Annotated in this window: 13 protein-coding genes; 6 read left to right on the plus strand and 7 right to left on the minus strand. The window is 31.5% G+C overall.

The genetic code is table 11. The features are described from left to right. Window positions 1-31 precede the first annotated feature (31 nt). Window positions 32-928 carry an ABC transporter ATP-binding protein gene (locus B7R65_RS06195; protein ID WP_088041855.1) on the minus strand — a complete coding sequence of 299 codons (897 nt, stop codon included), beginning with the start codon at window positions 926-928 and terminating at the stop codon, window positions 32-34. A gap of 442 nt (window positions 929-1,370) precedes the next feature. Here B7R65_RS06195 and B7R65_RS06200 point away from each other — a divergent pair, with 442 nt between their 5' ends. Together B7R65_RS06200 and B7R65_RS21675 are read left to right on the plus strand one after the other, a co-directional pair. Beyond that, a complete protein-coding gene (locus B7R65_RS06200) occupies window positions 1,371-1,862 on the plus strand; it encodes a GNAT family N-acetyltransferase (protein WP_088041856.1) in 492 nt (163 codons plus the stop codon). Window positions 1,863-2,009: 147 nt separating this feature from the next. Beyond that, window positions 2,010-2,144 carry a hypothetical protein gene (locus B7R65_RS21675; protein ID WP_256941181.1) on the plus strand — a complete coding sequence of 45 codons (135 nt, stop codon included), beginning with the start codon at window positions 2,010-2,012 and terminating at the stop codon, window positions 2,142-2,144. 94 nt (window positions 2,145-2,238) lie between these two features. Here the strand turns inward: B7R65_RS21675 and B7R65_RS06205 are convergent, their stop codons facing one another. Then, window positions 2,239-2,679, minus strand: a complete 441-nt coding sequence (locus tag B7R65_RS06205; RefSeq protein ID WP_088041857.1) for a hypothetical protein — start codon at window positions 2,677-2,679, stop codon at window positions 2,239-2,241. A gap of 19 nt (window positions 2,680-2,698) precedes the next feature. Continuing rightward, window positions 2,699-3,031 (minus strand): nucleoside triphosphate pyrophosphohydrolase, encoded by a 333-nt coding sequence (locus B7R65_RS06210; protein ID WP_256941182.1) that lies wholly within the window; start codon window positions 3,029-3,031, stop codon window positions 2,699-2,701. Window positions 3,032-3,119: 88 nt separating this feature from the next. On the opposite strand from B7R65_RS06210, the gene B7R65_RS06215 reads away from it, so the two are divergent. Next, entirely contained in the window at window positions 3,120-4,157 is a 1,038-nt protein-coding gene (locus B7R65_RS06215) for an HNH endonuclease domain-containing protein (protein ID WP_088041858.1), read from the plus strand. Window positions 4,158-4,189: 32 nt separating this feature from the next. After that, entirely contained in the window at window positions 4,190-7,342 is a 3,153-nt protein-coding gene (locus B7R65_RS06220; protein WP_088041859.1) for a DUF3427 domain-containing protein, read from the plus strand. A 38-nt stretch (window positions 7,343-7,380) separates the two neighbouring features. Here the strand turns inward: B7R65_RS06220 and mutT are convergent, their stop codons facing one another. Next, complete coding sequence (gene mutT / locus B7R65_RS06225; protein ID WP_088041860.1) at window positions 7,381-7,770, minus strand: 8-oxo-dGTP diphosphatase MutT; 390 nt, start codon at window positions 7,768-7,770, stop codon at window positions 7,381-7,383. 381 nt (window positions 7,771-8,151) lie between these two features. Between mutT and B7R65_RS06230 the strand changes: the two genes are divergently transcribed. Further along, window positions 8,152-10,947: a TrlF family AAA-like ATPase gene (locus B7R65_RS06230; RefSeq protein ID WP_088041861.1), complete on the plus strand. Its 2,796-nt coding sequence runs from the start codon at window positions 8,152-8,154 to the stop codon at window positions 10,945-10,947. Between the two features lie 736 nt (window positions 10,948-11,683). Next, window positions 11,684-12,502, plus strand: a complete 819-nt coding sequence (locus tag B7R65_RS06235; RefSeq protein ID WP_088041862.1) for a hypothetical protein — start codon at window positions 11,684-11,686, stop codon at window positions 12,500-12,502. A gap of 381 nt (window positions 12,503-12,883) precedes the next feature. On the opposite strand, the gene B7R65_RS06240 is transcribed toward B7R65_RS06235, so the two are convergent. The 3 genes from B7R65_RS06240 to B7R65_RS06250 form a co-directional block, all read right to left on the minus strand. Beyond that, on the minus strand, window positions 12,884-15,469 hold the full coding sequence (locus B7R65_RS06240) for a DEAD/DEAH box helicase family protein (protein WP_088041863.1): 2,586 nt from the start codon (window positions 15,467-15,469) through the stop codon (window positions 12,884-12,886). Window positions 15,470-15,471: 2 nt separating this feature from the next. Beyond that, entirely contained in the window at window positions 15,472-17,367 is a 1,896-nt protein-coding gene (locus tag B7R65_RS06245) for a DNA methyltransferase (protein ID WP_088041864.1), read from the minus strand. 421 nt (window positions 17,368-17,788) lie between these two features. Then, a partial coding sequence (locus B7R65_RS06250) for an IS3 family transposase (protein WP_142288207.1) occupies window positions 17,789-18,131 on the minus strand: 343 nt, incomplete at its 5' end.

Raw genomic sequence — 18,131 nt, forward strand, 5'->3', positions numbered from 1 at the left:
CTTGTTCCTTTCTATTTGAAATTCTTCTCAATTAAACATTTGTCATTTCTAGGAAACGCTCTTCCAATGATTTTGAATTTGCCTTAATTCCATAAATGCTAATGCGATTTTCAACTAGTAACTCGATAATACTTGGTACATCTTCTCTAGCTATTTCAATATGTAATTCACCATCTATAACTTGTACTTTATAGTCAGAAAGAACTTTTTCTGCAGCTGCAACTTCTCCAACCTCAAACGCATAGGATTGAGCGTCATCTTTATTTAGCTCATTAACCGTTTGAACATCGATTAGCTTACCATGTTGGATTACACCAATACGATCACACATCATTTCCATCTCAGATAAAAGGTGACTTGAAACAATAATTGCCATCCCTTTTTTCTTCGTTAATAGTTGTAAGTGATCTCTCATTTCACGGATACCAGCAGGATCAAGTCCATTCGTTGGTTCATCCAAAATCAGAACCTTTGGATCATGCAATAAACATTGCGCAAGACCAAGTCGCTGTCTCATCCCTAGTGAATACGTTTTAACCTTTTGACGAATCGCATCCGTTAAACCAACAAGTTCAACTACCTCATCAATTTTTTGCTTCGTAACTTTTTTATCCATTCGAGCATATTGCAATAAATTATCATATCCAGAAAGAAACTTGTATAATTCAGGATTTTCTACAATCGCTCCAACATTTTTAACCGCTTCTTCAAAGTTGGACTTAATACTATGGCCATTAATGACAACGTCACCTTCAGTAATACCCATAAGACCAACCATCATTCTAATCGTCGTTGTCTTACCAGCACCATTTGGCCCTAAAAATCCAAAAACTTCGCCTTCATAAATATCAAAACTCAAATCAGACACAATTTTTTTATTCTTAATTACCTTTGATAAACCTTTGATCTGTACAATCGCCTTTTCCATTTCGTCCTCCTTATTTCCATAATTTACTAATTTCCTAATACTATTTTAACAAATATTAGATAATTACTAAACCGTCTTAAGTATGAGTTTGTTGTTAATTGTTTGTTAAGTTGTTTAGAAATGTGTTAATAGCAGGAACTATTAAAAAAAATAAAATATTTTAAATGAAAAATAAATTATCAGGGTTGTGGTTGATTTCCGCTCCAGGATGCTCGCTTTCCGTGGGGTGAGCGCTGAGCCTCCTCGGCGTATTCACGCCTGCGGGGTCTCACCTGTCTCACCTGTCTCACATTTCCCACAGGAGTCTCGCACCTTCTGCTCCAATCAAACTCTTTATTGACCTGTTTTTTTAACAAAAACTATTAATAAACAAATCATTTAGAAAGAAGCTAAAATTTATGATAACGTGTACATAAGATAATCTAAAAGGCGGTGTAAATTGATGAACAACAGTCCAATTGTAAAAGAGTATTCGAATGAGTATCAAGCACAGGTTGTAGATTTAATTCTTCATATTCAACAACAAGAATACAATATTCAGATTACAAAGGAAGACCAGCCCGATTTGTTTAATATAGAAAATTTTTATCAATCTGGAAACGGAAACTTTTGGGTGGCTTTATGTGATGATAAAGTAGTTGGCACAATTAGCCTTAAAGACATTGGAAATAATCAAGTTGCATTAAGAAAAATGTTCGTAGCTCCAGAATATCGAGGTGCGCAATATAAAACAGCAAGTCTTTTATTAAATAATGCCATTAAATATGCAAGCGAAAAGTTAGTTAAGGAAATTTATCTCGGAACAACTCCACAATTTTTAGCTGCTCATCGATTTTATGAAAAAAATGGATTTACAAGTGTAGAGATTGAAGATTTACCTGTGAATTTTCCTGTTATGGAAGTTGATAAGAGGTTTTATAAATATTCAGTGTGATAAAAAAGTCGATTCCTTTATGGGATCGACTTTTCTTTATAAAATGCTAATATTTTGTGTTTATTGAAGATAAAACTTTAACGGATAGTTTTTTTCATCAATGGGTATTATGAAAGAGATATTAAATGGTGAAAAGGAGATTGGAAAATGAATAATGAGAATAAACAATTAAGTAATGATGATTTTCAGATTGCAAATTTGACTGATCAAGCGAAAAGTAAAATTGAGAATTTAGAGGAAGAATTGAGAGTTACATTGGTTGCTTATGATTGTGAGAAATAGTATTTACTAAACCTTGAAAAGACTTCAAGTAATATTAGTTACTTGAAGTCTTTTTTTACTCTTTACCACTTTTGAAAATCCTTTAATTATTATTCTATATACAACTTTTGTCAGATTCTCTACAAATGATCCTCTTTCCACTAGTAATTTCATCAAATGTATAATATGTATGTCCCTGTAGGGTTTCCTTTGGTGAAGGTAGATGATCTAATTCTTTTTCAACCTTTAAAACATAAAATTTAAATTCTTCTTTTTTTTCAAAACCAAATTTATTTCTTCTTTCATAGATATATCCTAGTAAGCGATTTTTGACTTCACTTTCTAGGAAATCAACTTTTTTCTCTATATCGGGGTCGCCATGCTTTAAAACAAATTCTTGTTGCACCCTATATAATGCTTCCATAAAACCACCGTTTCTCCTGAATGTCATATATTTCGATTCTTTATAACTTCTTGGATGTGGATGTGCATGAATCAAATACTTCTTTATTAATGCTTGCGTCCCACCAGCAGGAATAGATATTACATCTTTCATGTTAACACCTCCCGAAAATTCAATTTTTCTCTACAACATGCTTCAATAAAATTCTATCTTTAAATCCACCACGATCTTGCTTCTTTTGAAGTCTTACTCTTTCGATTTCCTCAACGCTAATCCCTTTTGTATCAGCTAGTGCATAAAGTACTTCAAGAATATCTGCTATTTCCCCCACTGTTTCATCTAGTGTTGCATTATAAAACTCTTCAAGTTCTTCTTTCAGTTTTTCATTTAGTTTTTCGATATACTCGCTTTCACTTAGTACTTTAGTCTCGAATTTGCTACCAGTTTTCGTGATTACCGCTGGAATTTTATCTCTTACAAGTTTGTTATAGTATTTTATAGTCATTTAGTACTCCCCTTTACCAAAAAATTAGTATAATAAATATACTTATAGTTTAAATTACAATCTTTTGAATAGTAAAGGGGATTATTTTTTGAATATTTTCACAGAAGAATATCCATCACTAGAATCATACTTTAGATCTGTCATACTCTTTGGCAAAAATTCAGCCAGCTATAAATTTGCATTAGCTAAATCACTTATCGATTTATCAGAAAGCCATAATAAAGATACTTTTATTCCATTAGATGATCTATCAATCCCTTTTTCGAAGTATATTTGCGAGCATTTAAAGATAAATGATAAACAAACAACTTCTTCATCAAGTAGATTTTTAAATGTTTGTAGAGATTTTAATAATGGTACTATTTCTCAAGATGATTTAATTCTATCTACTAAAAAATTAGGATTTGAAAATGTATTGGATGCATTTCATAATTTGAACCAACAAAATATCCCAGTTTCTTTTTTTGAGGTTAAAAAAGATGGGAGAAATAAAGGAATAACTTTAACTGATGATATTTTTTATTTAAATCAATCTACACAACATCAAAATTTCATTCACGAAGTCGAGGCAAGATGGAGATTAGTAGAAACAGCTTGGTCTTTAAATATTAGTCCATCATTATTAAATGTTTATTTTGATGATGATTCTAAAATGTTTTTTATCAATGAAGATAACAATCTCAAAAGAATAGATGTTACCTCTTCAAGAGATGCCTTAAACGGCTATCAAAAAGGTAAATGCTTCTACTGTTTTAATGATATTTCAGTTGAAATGGGGTCTGAAGCTTTAGCAGACGTTGATCACTTTCTACCATTTATATTGCAAAGGGAGTTATCTAACAATTTAAATGGAGTTTGGAACTTAGTACTGTCATGTAAAGAATGTAATCGGGGGAAAGAAGGGAAATTTGCAAAAATACCAGATTTTCGATATCTTGAGCGATTGCATAAAAGAAATGAGTTTTTTATTGAAAGTCACCATCCGTTAAATGAAACTTTGAAAAATCAAACAGGAAAAACTTTAGCAGCAAGAATTTCGTTTTTAAATAAAACTTATAATGATTGCCTAAGTTTATCAGGCAATATTAAATGGCAACCTTTATATGAACATGAACCAGCGTTTTAAAATAAATATATGAATATAAAAAGGATGAGAAAATGGACAAGCAACGAGGTTTTTACGAAGAGTTAGTAAAAAAAGATAAGGAATATCCAACTTCACAGTCTGTGAGTCCATTAGCGCAAGCAGATTATATAGAAGGTTTAATTCATTATGCTGGTCGAAAGATTGGGGATCGTTTTAATCGTTTAGTAGACGAAGGGAATTATTCCGAGATTATTCGACTAACTGAAGAGATTACTAAATTGGCAGAAGGTAATGATGGAGAGTTTAAGCTCCCACTTTCCAATATTTTATACAACTATGAAAATAGTGAGTTACCAGTAAGTGATCTTTATCAATTGTCAAAACCTGATTTTATTTCAAATGAAAAAGGTTCAATGAAGAATTTCTTTAAATCATTGAAATTTGAATTGATGACAAGTGATGGTGCTGATTTCATGGTAAGCTTTTTGAGATTTTCAGGCCTACAAATTCTATTAAAGCCGATCGAAGAGTTAGCCAAACGTGGTAACAAGGTTAGGATAATCACTTCCTTCTATTTAAATATTACGGAAGCAAAAGCATTAAGAAAATTATTAGAATTACCAAATGTGGAAGTAAAAATCATTCAAACTGGTAACGAATCATTCCATACAAAGGCATACTTATTCCATCGTGAATCAGGTTTTAATTCTATTATTATTGGATCATCTAATATCTCTAAATCTGCATTAGTCAATGGACATGAATGGAATGTAAAAATGCCTGATAGTGCTTATCTTCCTATCTATAAACAAGGGAAAGAAAAATTTGATTTACTATGGAATAGTAATGAATGTCTACCATTAAATGATGAACTAATTAATCAATATGAATTACACGCTAATACTGTAAAAAATGATTATATTCCACCATTTAAAGTTGCAGAGCAAGATTTACGAAGTATATATGCGACTTCAACAATTACACCAAATGCAATGCAAAGAGATGCACTTCTGGCACTTGAGCAAACACGTGAAAATGGTAAATCAAAAGGTGTTGTCATTGCAGCAACAGGCACTGGTAAAACATATTTATCTGCCTTCGATGTAAAAAACTTCAAACCAAAAAGAATGCTTTTCCTTGCACATCGTGAGGACATTCTAGTTAAATCGAAAGAAACATTTAAAACAGTATTTGGTATGGATGATGAGTTTGGAATCCTTTCAGGAAATGTAAAAGAACAGGATAAACCATTCTTATTTGCTACTGTTCAAACTCTTTCTAGAGATAATGTATTAACTACATTTGATCCGAATTATTTTGATTATATTGTTATAGATGAGTTTCATCATGCGCAAGCTAGTACGTATTTAAAAGTTATCAATCATTTTAATCCAAAATTCTTACTAGGTTTAACGGCGACACCCGAACGATTAGATGGACAGGATGTGCTTCAGCTTTGTGATTATAATGTTGTTTATGAAATTCGTTTACGTGATGCATTAGAAGCAGAGTTACTAGCACCTTTTCATTACTTTGGAGTAGCCGACGATACTGTCGATTATGAAGCTATTAAAATGAAAAACGGTTTTTATGATGAGACTGAACTAGTACATGCCTTAAAAACTGAGAAACGTGTTGAGTATGTAATAAGTACTATTAATAAATATAGCTATAGTGGAGATAAATTAATCAGTTTAGGCTTCTGTTCTTCTATTGAACACGCTAAATATATGAGTGAAGAATTTAATGCACGTGGATTCGTAACTACTTATTTAACTGGCGCAGACGGTCCAGACGAAAGAAAAGCAGCAATTTCTAAACTGGAAGATGAAAATAATTCACTTCAACTTATTTTCACAGTTGATATTTTTAATGAAGGAATTGATATTCCAAACTTAAATCTGGTGCTATTCCTACGTCCAACCGAATCACCTACAATCTTTATTCAACAGCTTGGACGTGGATTACGTAAAAGTACGAACAAGGAATTTGTAACAATACTCGATTTTATTGGTAACTATCAAAAATCATTTGTAGTCCCTCTTGCATTAAGCGGACATACGAATCATAACGGTTTTGATAAGGATAGTTTACGTGTTGCAGTTCAGCATGAATTTGCTGATTTACCAGGTGGTGCCTATGTTGACCTCGATCCTGTTACACAAAAAAGAATTCTTGAGAAAATCGATTCTATACGTTTAGATTCAATTGCAGTAATAAAGGATTTATATAGTCAGTTTAAAAAAGATCTAGGCCGATCACCTAAGATTACAGATTTCCTATATGCAGAAAAAGCTCCAAATATAAATTTCTTTCTAAATAAGTTTAAATCTTGGGTTGGAACAAAGCAAAAGATGAATGACATAGAAGATTATGATCAAACAATTATTGATTATCCTTATTTGTTTGAGGTTCTTGAAAGAATTGAGAGCTACTTCCCTATTAAATGGCCATATGAATTTATTATTTTAGAATTAGCCCTTGAGAAGAAGTTTATCTCATTTGAAGATATTGCAAAACTTATTAAGAATCGATTTAGTATTGAAATTGAAATAGCTGATCATAAATCATTAATCCTAAGAGCAATGAAACGCTTATCAGAAACATTTAAAAAGTGCATTTGGTCATTCGGTCAAATTGATAATGAAATATTTATTGTTGATGAACCTTTTTACAATTTAGATCTTTTTGCAAAAGATCAGATAAAAGAACGCATCGAATACGGAATCATTGAATATCGTCGTATGTATCAACCAAAACATCTATTGAGGCAAAATGAACGTTTGGTCCGATATCAAAACTATACTAGAAATGACCTCATCTTCTTATTTGAAGCCCAAGTCCAAGAAGGAACTTGGCGTGAAGGTGTAAGTAGAGTTGGAAACCAATATTGTTTATTTATTAATTTAAATAAGCATGACAAAATTGATGACCACTTAAAATATCATGATTATTTCATGGATCCAATGAACTTCCATTGGCAAAGTCAAAATCAAACTACACACGAATCAACTCGAGGGCAAGATTATATTTATCATAAAGAAAGAGATATCCACATTCATCTTTTTGTTAGGAAATTTACCGAAATGCATGGAATGACACTTCCATTCACTTATTTAGGTGAAATTGATTATGTTTCGAGTAAAGGAAATAGTCCGATGAATATTCATTGGAAATTACATGAAGCTGTTCCGCAAAATTTATTTATTGATTTGATTAAATAAAGTAAAGGCGCTCTCTATTTTAATAGAGAACGCCTTTTTTATTTCATTAACTTTTCAACTGTTGGAATATCAGCTGGTGCCCATTCAAGATCTTGGAGGTCAGATACTTCTTTCCACTCAAGTTTTGCATGCTCACTTGCAACTGGAGTACCATTTGTGATCTTCGCTTCGTAAGTTAATAGATTTACGATTACTGCTGGATATTCATGTACTACTTCTTCTACCAGTTCTGCAACTTTAATTTCGCAGCCTAATTCTTCTTGAATTTCACGAACTAGTGATTCTTCTGGCTGCTCGTTTTTTTCGATTTTTCCACCTGGGAATTCCCAGAGGTTTGGAAGACTCATTTCTGGTGAGCGTAGGGCGCATAGGATTTGGTTTTGATTGTTTCTGATTACTGCACCCACTACTTTGATTTGATTTTTCAATTTTTGTCAGTCCCTTATAAAAGTATAAGTTTATTATATTTTTAGTAACTGACTAATTCAATTATTATTTGTTTCCACACTCAACATGTGTGGAGTAGACAGTGTAAACAGATTTATGATGTTCCCCTAATATTGATAAAACAATAAAACCGACCTCTATTCTGTCAAACTAATTTTTCCATTTAAGACTTCAATTTATACACTAGTACCTATTATTCTACTACTAAAAAAAATACAAAAATATTAAATTGATTACTAATCTACTTAACTTTAGACAAATTTTTACAAAAATGTAAATATTTATATTTGTAAAATATGGAAAATGATATACTATTTTAATGTGTATAAATGTAGATAAAATTTGATGAGGTGAACAGAAATATGAATCAGTTAATTAATACAAGTGGATCTATATGGAAAAAGTGGGACTTGCATGTTCATTCTCCCGCCTCCAAACTCAACAATCAATTTGGAGAATGGGATGAATATCTACAAACTCTAGAGGGTCTTTCTGATATTAGTGTTTTAGGAATTACAGACTATTATTCTATTGAGGGTTATTTAAGAGTAAAGCAATATAAAGATATTGGTGGCTTAGCAAATATCGACTTAATATTACCTAACATTGAATTAAGAATTGATACAGTTACAACTAGAGATAGACCAATTAATTTACATATTATCTTTTCTCCAAACGTGGTAGAGCATATCGAAGACAAGTTTTTACGAGAATTAAAATATGAATATGGTGGAAGAACATTTAGTTGTACTAATTCTGATTTGATTAATTTAGGAAAATTAGTCAACTCAACCCTTAGTGATGAAGCTGCTCTTAGGGAAGGAATGAATCAATTTAAAGTTTCTATACCCAAGCTCGAAGATGTCCTTCAACAAAACAGAACAATATTTAGCGGACATTATATGACTATTGTTGCAAATAAGGAGACAGATGGAGCGTCAGGTCTAAGAGATACCTCTATGAGAATTGAGCAACAAAAAATTTATCAATTTGCAGATGCAATTTTTTCAAGTCGGGCTGGTGATAGAAAGTTTTTCTTAGGCCAAATAGAAGGATATTCAAAAGAATTAATTATCGAGCGATTTGGTTCATTAAAACCCTGCATTCATGGTTCAGATGCACACAGTATAGAAAAAATATGTAAACCTGACTTAAATAGATTTACTTGGATAAAAGCAGATCCCTCATTTCAAGGTCTAATACAGATAATCCATGAACCTGAGTATCGAGTTATTGTACAGGAAAATCATCCAGATACTAAAAGTGATTATAATGTAATAGATTCTGTAAGTTTTTTTAATAATGAAATCTTTACTGAAGAGGAAATAAAATTAAACCCAGGTTTAAATACCATAATTGGCGGAAAGTCGTCTGGAAAATCCTTATTATTATATAAAATTGCTCAGGCTATATCATTAAATGAAGTGGAGTCACGCTCTAATGAAAATCACTGGAAAAATCCATATAGTAATAGTTTTATAGATACAGTGGATTTCAAGGTAAACTGGAGAAACAATGATACTTCTACTAATTCAGAGAATAAAGGGAAAGTAACATATATACCTCAAATGTATATTAATTCTTTATCAGAAGAAGCAGCTGACGAAGATCTACAAAAAAAAATAAGAGAAATTCTAATCCAAAAAGAAGATAACGCACGATTTCTTACTGAAAAAAGAGAATTAATTAACAATATAAATAGCGCGATTCGACAAAACATAATTAAGATGTTTGAGAAGATTGATGAATTAGAAGTGGTTAAACAAGAAATTGAAAAGATTGGAGAAAAAGAAGCAATACGAAAAGAACAGTCTAAATTACAATTATTAATTGATGAAAAATTTAAAAGTTCTAGTCTGTCACAAACAGATGAAACAGAAATGAAAGACCTAGAAAAACAAAGTCATAAAATACTTGAAGAAATAGAAATTCAAAAATTCAATATTGATAAAGTAGATACCTCATCTCGTGAACTTAATATAATTCTAGATGATGTAAATAGTAAGTTGAAAATTTTGTGTCAGAATTTAAATGAAGATACACTACAAGTGATTAATAATTTACAATTAGACATTAATTCAGCATTTTTAAAAGCACAAAATGATTTGACTGATAACAAGACAAATTTTATTACATTAAAGCAAACCAATATCAATCAGCACCAAGAAATTACAAACAAGCTAAATCCATTTTTAGAAAAAATTAAAGAACTTTCTGATATAACTGATTTAAAGTCTAGAGTAACAGAACAAGTACAGCTACTAAAACAAATTGATGAACAATTAAGAAAAAAGACAGAATGTGAATCAATTTTAAATCAACTAAAACAAAATATTTTAGGAGGATTTAAAGAAAATTTTACTATTCTAACAGATTTCAAATCTTACTTTGATGGTAAAGCTGAGTTCGAAAACCTATCCTTAAGTGCAGGAATTATATTTGACCAATCAAAATTTCAGGATAGTTTTTTATCACTTTTTAACAGAAGGGGAAGAATTACAAATGTATTTCAAAATACTGAACAATTAGTAGTCTTTAATGATAACGATGAATTTTTATTTGACGAGACAACATATATTAATAAAATAGAATATTTGTTTTATAATATTATTCAAAAAGATTATCCTTCTCTTAAACTTAAACAGTCTTTTACCAAACAACAAGCTATTGAAGCTCTATTAAGTACTACAACAACTAAAATAATTTATGATTTAACAAAAGATGAAGATAACTTAACCCAAATGTCACCAGGAAAGAGAGGTCTTGTATTATTAGAGCTTTTTCTTGAAATGAGTGAAGATAAACACCCTATTCTTATTGATCAACCAGAAGATAACTTAGATAACCGAACAATATCAAAAGAATTAGTTAAAATAATAAAATCGAAAAAAGAAAAAAGACAAATAATTATTGTTACCCATAATGCAAATCTAGTAGTACTTACTGATGCAGAAAATGTCATTGTGGCAAACCAAGATGTTCAATTACAAGAGAATCATACCCGTCGTTTCGAATATTTATCTGGCTCATTAGAATGTGATTTTTTAGTTGAAGGTAGTAAAAAAATCACATCTAAAGGAATAAAGTCACATGTTTGTGAGATACTAGAAGGTGGTCAAGAAGCATTCGAGATTAGGGAAAAAAAATACGGATTCTAATTTAATAAGTAAACTAGTAAGTCTCATAACAGAATCATTTATGGATATATATTTTAAAATGCTAACTTTTAACAAATTGAAATAGGCAATATGTACACTATTTATATGATTCTTATAATTTAATATTAAAATATCTAATTATATCTCTAATAATTGTACAATCTGTCTTAATGTAATGTTTTATAAGTCTTACCAATTAATTTGAGATGTAACACTGTATTTCTATTGTCTTTTTATTAGAAATTATGTACTTAAAAAGGTTGCGACAAAGCTGTCGCAACCTTTTATTTTATCAAAGTATCACCTGGAATACCTAATTTCTTTTCTAGTTGATAAGCATCTATTATTGTACATCGTTTTAAGTAATCAATGTCTTTTTTTCTCACTATGACTTGTTGTTCAATTTTACACTAGTTATGCTTACAGCTACGTTGATCATCGATGATATTAAAATTACCGTAGCTACTGTCGCAATTCAAATCATTTTTTTAATCTTTTTGACTCATTACTTATAGTGTGGCTAAAAAATCTAAAAAACTCCCTAATCTAGAGAAGTGCACCCCAAATGTTAGACAATATATAACATTTGGACATGCATTTTTTGTATTAATTTTATAAACATTAGTTTCTTAAGAAAAAAACTATCAATATATAACAAATTAACGTAAAATTGGTAATTATTATTGTGTTTAACTATCCATTAGTAAAAAATCTTTTATTTAAGTGAGGAATAAGAATGAGTACTGAAGAAGTAAAAAGACTTGACCCTTCTATGTCCACTTTACGAGAATTATATATTCTTTCAGGAAATCGCTGTGCTTTTCAGGGTTGTACCCATGAAATTATCGATGTTAATGGTACACTTGTAACTCAATTATGCCACATTGAAGCAGCTTTACCTGGAGGACAGCGTTTTAATCCAAAAATGACTAATAAAGAACGAGCTCATGCTTCAAATTTATTATTTATGTGTCATAAGCATCATAAAGTAACAGACAACGTAGCTGTATATAATGTTGAAAAAATGAAGCAAATAAAACAAAACCATGAGAATCTATATAGAAATATAATGAATGATATGTTGAAGTCTATAGAAGATCAAACGAAGAAACAAATATTAAATACAAGTAAAAGTTTCAAAAATATTAACAAAGTACTTGAGTGGAATTTAAGTGATGAGGATCTAGAAGAAACAGTAAAGCTTGCTAATAATTATTTCGAAATACTTAAACTGTTAAATAAAAATACTAGAAGTGTATTTTCAAGTATAGTTGAAAGATCAGAACATAATGGATTACATCGAATAATTTTATTATCGTTGATTCAAAAGAACTTACAGTTGAATGATAATGATATGCGAGATTACTTGGACATATTAGTAAAATATAGACTAATTTCTGAACCGAAATTAGATGATGATTATATTGGACATATTTCTGAAATTAGAGACCCCGATGGTTGGGATTTGTGGGGAGAAATAAAAAAAATTTGTGAACTTCAAAACATAGATTTAGGAGATTTAATTATCGAGTTAGATTTTGAGAAACTTGATTAATAATCATGTTTTTTGTTATTAAACTTTGCAAGTTCACCTTTAAGTTAATTTTCTCTACTAAATAAAGTTAAATATGATTGCAATAGTTTTGAAATATTATGCTTTCCGCACATAATATTCATTATGTGCGTTAAAAAATAGTGATAAAAACCAAAATGTTGATAAGGGGTGGGGCATTAAACTAGAATGAAAACTCTATTTGAATTTGCTAGCTACTGAGAGAATTTATATGTGTACAAAGCTTAGTATATATCTAGTGAACCTTGTGGTTACAGGCTAAACTGTCTCTCAAAAACACAAAAATACCCAACCCCATACAACTATGGGATTGAGTGTTTTATATCTTGTGATGGATAAACCAACATCATTCAATTAAATTTATTATTTATAAAACCTTTCCAACGCCGTAACAAACACATCGTTCTTTTCAACCGCATTGTAGAAAGGCAAGCCAATTACCTTGTATTCATTATCATCAACATAAGTAGTAACTGCTTTGCCTTCGGTAGCTAGCCTTAGCATAAAATCTTCTTTCCATTGGTCTTTATCCATAAAGATTTCGCCCTTTGGCTCTACGAATAATTGCTGTTGCTCATAGTTATCAGCGTTTTTCTTTTGAAATAGAAGGATATAGTCAGGCTCGAACCGCTCACCAGTATCAAAGTCATAAATTGCAAGCTCGGGGAATCGCTCGTTTCTTATCAAAAACACCTTTTCATACTTTTTCTTTAAAGCATCTACAATGTGAGAAAAATACTTAACAAACTTCTTTTCTTCTGTAGTACCATAATTGTCATTGAAAACATACCAATCGCAGGTTGATAAGTCTAACTGCATATCTGCTGATACGTTATTCTGAGAAATACCTTCACCGTCGCCATGTGGATTTTCTATGTATCTTGTTTTGTTCTTCACCACATTGTGTAATTTCTTTGCAACAAATTCGAAAGTACCCTTGTATCTAACTTCGATACTGGAAATGTGTGTAGCAACTTCTTTATATAGCTTATTACAAGCAACGGATAAATCACTTCCGCGCATATTACCATTACTAGTCAGTATTATGGTGGATTTGCCTAAATAGTCATCACTTGTGATAAACTCCCTACTGCTTTTTAAGTTAGGGAATTTACTCTTTAACTTATTAAATTTTAATTCTTCAAAGTTACACAAAGAGGCAAAAGCAATAGAATATTCAATATCTTTTAGTCGAATAGGTTCGTGTTTAGTTTTTTTAACTTCCACGCCATCCTTGTTCTTGCTAAAAAGGTCGTATACTGTTGAAGCTCCTTGTGAAGTGTCTACAGCAATGTTCAATGCCTTTACTTTATTGTCTATCTGTGTAACTGCTGATCTATCGACTTCAATCTTCTTGTTAGCGAATACATATCCAGTCTTATATAATTCTTCATTTTTAAAGCTATCTTTAATCGTGTATTCAACCTCTACTTTGTTTGATGAGAGCAATCCGATTTCTTCAAGTGCTTTCCTAAGCTCATCAATGTACCTGGAGTCTTGTTTACTGTGATAAAACATAGTCTCGCAAATACGCATGGCGCTGGTTAAATCGTCATCATATTTACGCTTATATTTTTCCTGCTCCGAATTTTCTTTGAATGGACAATATCTTGCACCTCTACCAATCAGCTGAGCCTCTTTTATTGTATAAGGTGATACCTTCTTACCACTACTTTGACGAGTTTCATATAGACGAACAATATCAAAAAGATTTAAGACATCCCAGCCCTCATTAAGCATATCTACTGTGAAAATAATTCGATACGGATTGTTCTTACTTTCAAGTGTGTTTACTGCGAGTTGTTTTTCGACTGAGTTGTCTGTTTCACCGTTCATAATAATACTAAAATCTTCTGCAAAGGAAGTCTTAAGCTCGGCTGCCAACATATCATAAGTAATTCCTTTTTTATCTAAATATTCAAAGCAATCCGATAATGCCTTATTTGTTCCATTGTTCAAGCCCGCTATCTGTGCACCTGTTAATGCGCTCAACTTCTCAAAAAAATATTTATAAAAGTCTTTGCTTTCTTCAATCTTCTGAGATTTCAAAAGGATAACAGGCTTTGTTGGCTGCTTAATATCTTCAAACAGTTTTAATCTATACTGGCTTAAAACCATAGCAATCAATGTGCGTTCCCACTTATCATAGTCTGATTGCATATTCTTAAAGTCTTTTGTGTACCCGCTTGCTCTAAACTTCGCTAGAGGGTAATCAAATATGATTTTATCCACGTACTTAGTCAAAACATTAGGGTCTTTAAGATCACAAGTGGCTGTAAACTCAAGCATAATGTTATCTTTGTTGGCTGAAAACACCCTGTCGACGCTATACTCCCAGTTTTTTTCTTCTTCTATATCAGACTTTCCCTTTTTAGTACGAGTATTTACGTGATGGGACTCATCAGAAATCAGCACAACCTTTGTATCTTCAAAGTCAGAAATAGTAATACTATTCTCCTTGGGTGCTAATAAATCCATATGTAACTTTTGTGTAGTGGTGAAGCAAATATTTATGTCGTTACCATCTACTCGCTGAAAGTTAGATACTTCTTTTATAGATACACTTTCACAATCAATTTCCATAATCTCATTAAACAAATACTTAGGCGAAAGCTTGTTTAAAAAGTTCTCCTTTGTCTTTTCAACTATGTTTTTCATATTAACAAAGAAAAGGAAGTTTCTATACCCTTGTTTATAAAGATAAAGAATTAACCCAGCCATCATCAGCGTCTTGCCACTACCAGTAGCCATATGGAAAAGCAAGTGCAGCTGTTTGTTTTTTCTTAATCCTGAATTGTTGTAGTAAGTAATAAAGTTTTCAAAGGCTTCTTTTTGATACTCCCTTAATTCAATATTTTCAGATAATCCAGTTTTAATATAAGTAGGTACTCCAAGAATTGCATTTACTTCTCTCAGAGTATCAAACTTCTCGTATAGGAAGTTACCCATTACTAACCCCTCCTGTAAAAGCTATTTGTAAATGCCTTTTCTTCGTCAGTCACCTTAAAATCCTCATCGTCTATATCACACAAGTTGACATATAAAAGGTTCTTATTGATTAATTCACAAGCAAACTTTCGCTTATCCTCAAAAGATAGGTCTATAAACTCTTTTACTGAAGTATCAATTTCTTTAGGTAATACATTCTGGCTAACAAACCCCGTAGCCTTAATTTCTTCAATAATCGTTGTTATTTCTGCATCAGACTTTGCGTTTTGCACCTTTGTCATAAATATTTCGTTTAGTTCTTTAAGCTCACAGTAGACAATACTTGAATCAGTTGCAATAGATTTCATAATTGCTACATTACGTGGTAAAGTATCGGTCTCAATATATTCCATTTGTTCCACCAATATAAACTTACGATGACCTCCGTCTTTATTTATTTCCATTACAGCATGACCTGTGGTACCGCTACCGCCAAAAAAGTCAAGAATTATCGCATCTTTGTCATTTTCGACAACGGCATTTACACAATCAATAACATTGTAAATGGATTTCGGATAAGTAAATTTCGTATTGGGTAAAATACTTTTTAATAGCTGTGTCCCATTTAAGCTTGCATCATATTTCCTATCTGTCCAAACTGTCTTATATGTCCCAAAATCTTTTCCAATTTCAATGCCAAGCCCATCTTTAGTTTCTTTAACGCGTAAAACATTTATTATACTTTCAACTGTTTGCCTTGCATAACGCCATTTTCGCTCAATGCCATTATTGTCTATAGGATAAACATAGATTTGATTCCCATGTTTTTCATTTTGCTTCGGGTGCTCATCGTCTGTGCAAACATCTCCAAAGCCCACAACTTTACCATTTTCAACTATAATCGGATAAAAGCAATTCCTTGCATCCGTCCGCAACGATTCTCCCCCCCTATCACGAAGTTGACGCCAATCAATTTCCTCTTGTTCTATTTTTCTATTTCCAATGGCTTTTTTGCCTTTAGGTGTGACAAAAATAGCGTACTCATGTGTATATGAAAAATTTGTTCCAATAGCCCCACGAGCATTATGAACAATAGTAATACAGTCAACATCACTATTAGGAAATATTTCTTCTATTAGTATTTGTAAACGTGCCTGTTCGTTTTTATCAATCGCTACTATTAACACACCATCTTTGGCAAGTAGTCTTTTAGCATATTCCAAACGGTTTTTCATAAAAACAAGCCATGTTGAACGATTAAAAGTATTATTATAGGCAAATGTGTTGGCTTGACTTGTAGGGTTATACGGTGGGTCGATATAGATGCACTTAATCTTTCCCTCATACCTTTTTAATAAAGAAGACAGTGCCAAAAGATTATTGCCCTTTATAATCAAGTTATCGTTATCGCCAAAATCAGTTACAGGCTCTACACCGTCTTTTGTGTATCGTTTAGCATTTGTAAATACCTTTGGAAACAAAAGGCGATTAACTTCGTCGGGTGCAAGTGTTTCATTATAAAAAACCTCATTTCTCTTTTGGTCATCTTTGGTTTGACCACCTTCAAGCACACAATCTTTATACGGCCATACTAGACATACGTCATTGCTTTGAACTATACTGGCACCTTTGTCATTTACCAAACCAATCTTGTTTTTATATTGCGTAAAGCTGTCTGGTAAAAACTCTTTACTGTTTACCACCCAGCCAAACTTAATGCTATCAAACACCATAACCCCATTTACATCTTTAAAGAAATGATTTTTTAGGTCAGTGTTTGACAATAATAGAGACAATAAATTGGCATCACCTGTTAGAGCAAAGTCATATGCTTTACTTTTTAGTATGTCGCCATCTTCGCTGAGCAATCTTTCGTCTTGACTAAGTACTTCCTCGAGTATTTCTAAAAATGGTTTCATTCTTGTTTCCTCCGATATAATTCTTAGATTATGACACTATATGTGGACAAGTGATGCTTGTAGTAGCTTCTGATTTGTTCTAATATTTTTTATAACCTCAGAAGCTACTATATCTCGTTACACTTCTATACTTAGAGTATAACAAAGTTTACAACAATAATTAAGGCAAATGAAGTTGTGTTGGGTATATGTTTTATGGTGTCATAAATTAAAATACGTAAGCTTAAAAGATTTGTTTTTATCAGTGGTTAACCATCCCCACATTAATCTTGGAATTAGCCAAAGCACATGTTTGGGGTATATAATCTGGGTCACAAAAAAATCACTCATAATATCAATTATGTGAGATAAATTACGTATAATTTTAATAATATAAAAAGTAGCCTATGTGAAGTGAACTCAAAAAGTTAGACAAATAGTTTTATGCAACTAAAGAGGATTGGACTCTGTATTGAACAGGGGACAATCCTTTTAGTTTTATCTTAATACGCTCATGATTGTAATAGTGAATATATTCATGCAATTTCTCTATAAACTGATCCATACTGCTAAATTCTTCATTATATAGTAATTCAGATTTTAATAAGCCAAAGAAGTTTTCGATAACTGCGTTATCTAAACAATTCCCTTTACGGGACATACTTTGTGTAATGTTATTTTGTTTTAGTATCTCTCGGTACTGTCTCATTTGATAATGCCAGCCTTGATCCGAATGAAGAATTGGCTTCTCTCCATCATTTAAGCAGCTCAAACCCCGTTTTAAC

The organism is Bacillus sp. EAC, from assembly GCF_002156875.1.
GTDB lineage: Bacteria > Bacillota > Bacilli > Bacillales > Bacillaceae_G > Gottfriedia.

Bases quoted from the DNA above. Each gene is read 5' to 3' on its own strand.
- B7R65_RS06200 (WP_088041856.1), top strand. From the start codon at position 1,371: ATGAACAACAGTCCAATTGTAAAAGAGTATTCGAATGAGTATCAAGCA.
- B7R65_RS06220 (WP_088041859.1), top strand. From the start codon at position 4,190: ATGGACAAGCAACGAGGTTTTTACGAAGAGTTAGTAAAAAAAGATAAG.
- B7R65_RS06245 (WP_088041864.1), bottom strand. From the start codon at position 17,367: ATGAAACCATTTTTAGAAATACTCGAGGAAGTACTTAGTCAAGACGAA.
- B7R65_RS06195 (WP_088041855.1), bottom strand. From the start codon at position 928: ATGGAAAAGGCGATTGTACAGATCAAAGGTTTATCAAAGGTAATTAAG.
- B7R65_RS21675 (WP_256941181.1), top strand. From the start codon at position 2,010: ATGAATAATGAGAATAAACAATTAAGTAATGATGATTTTCAGATTGCA.
- B7R65_RS06205 (WP_088041857.1), bottom strand. From the start codon at position 2,679: ATGAAAGATGTAATATCTATTCCTGCTGGTGGGACGCAAGCATTAATA.
- B7R65_RS06210 (WP_256941182.1), bottom strand. From the start codon at position 3,031: ATGACTATAAAATACTATAACAAACTTGTAAGAGATAAAATTCCAGCG.
- B7R65_RS06240 (WP_088041863.1), bottom strand. From the start codon at position 15,469: ATGGGTAACTTCCTATACGAGAAGTTTGATACTCTGAGAGAAGTAAAT.
- B7R65_RS06230 (WP_088041861.1), top strand. From the start codon at position 8,152: ATGAATCAGTTAATTAATACAAGTGGATCTATATGGAAAAAGTGGGAC.
- B7R65_RS06235 (WP_088041862.1), top strand. From the start codon at position 11,684: ATGAGTACTGAAGAAGTAAAAAGACTTGACCCTTCTATGTCCACTTTA.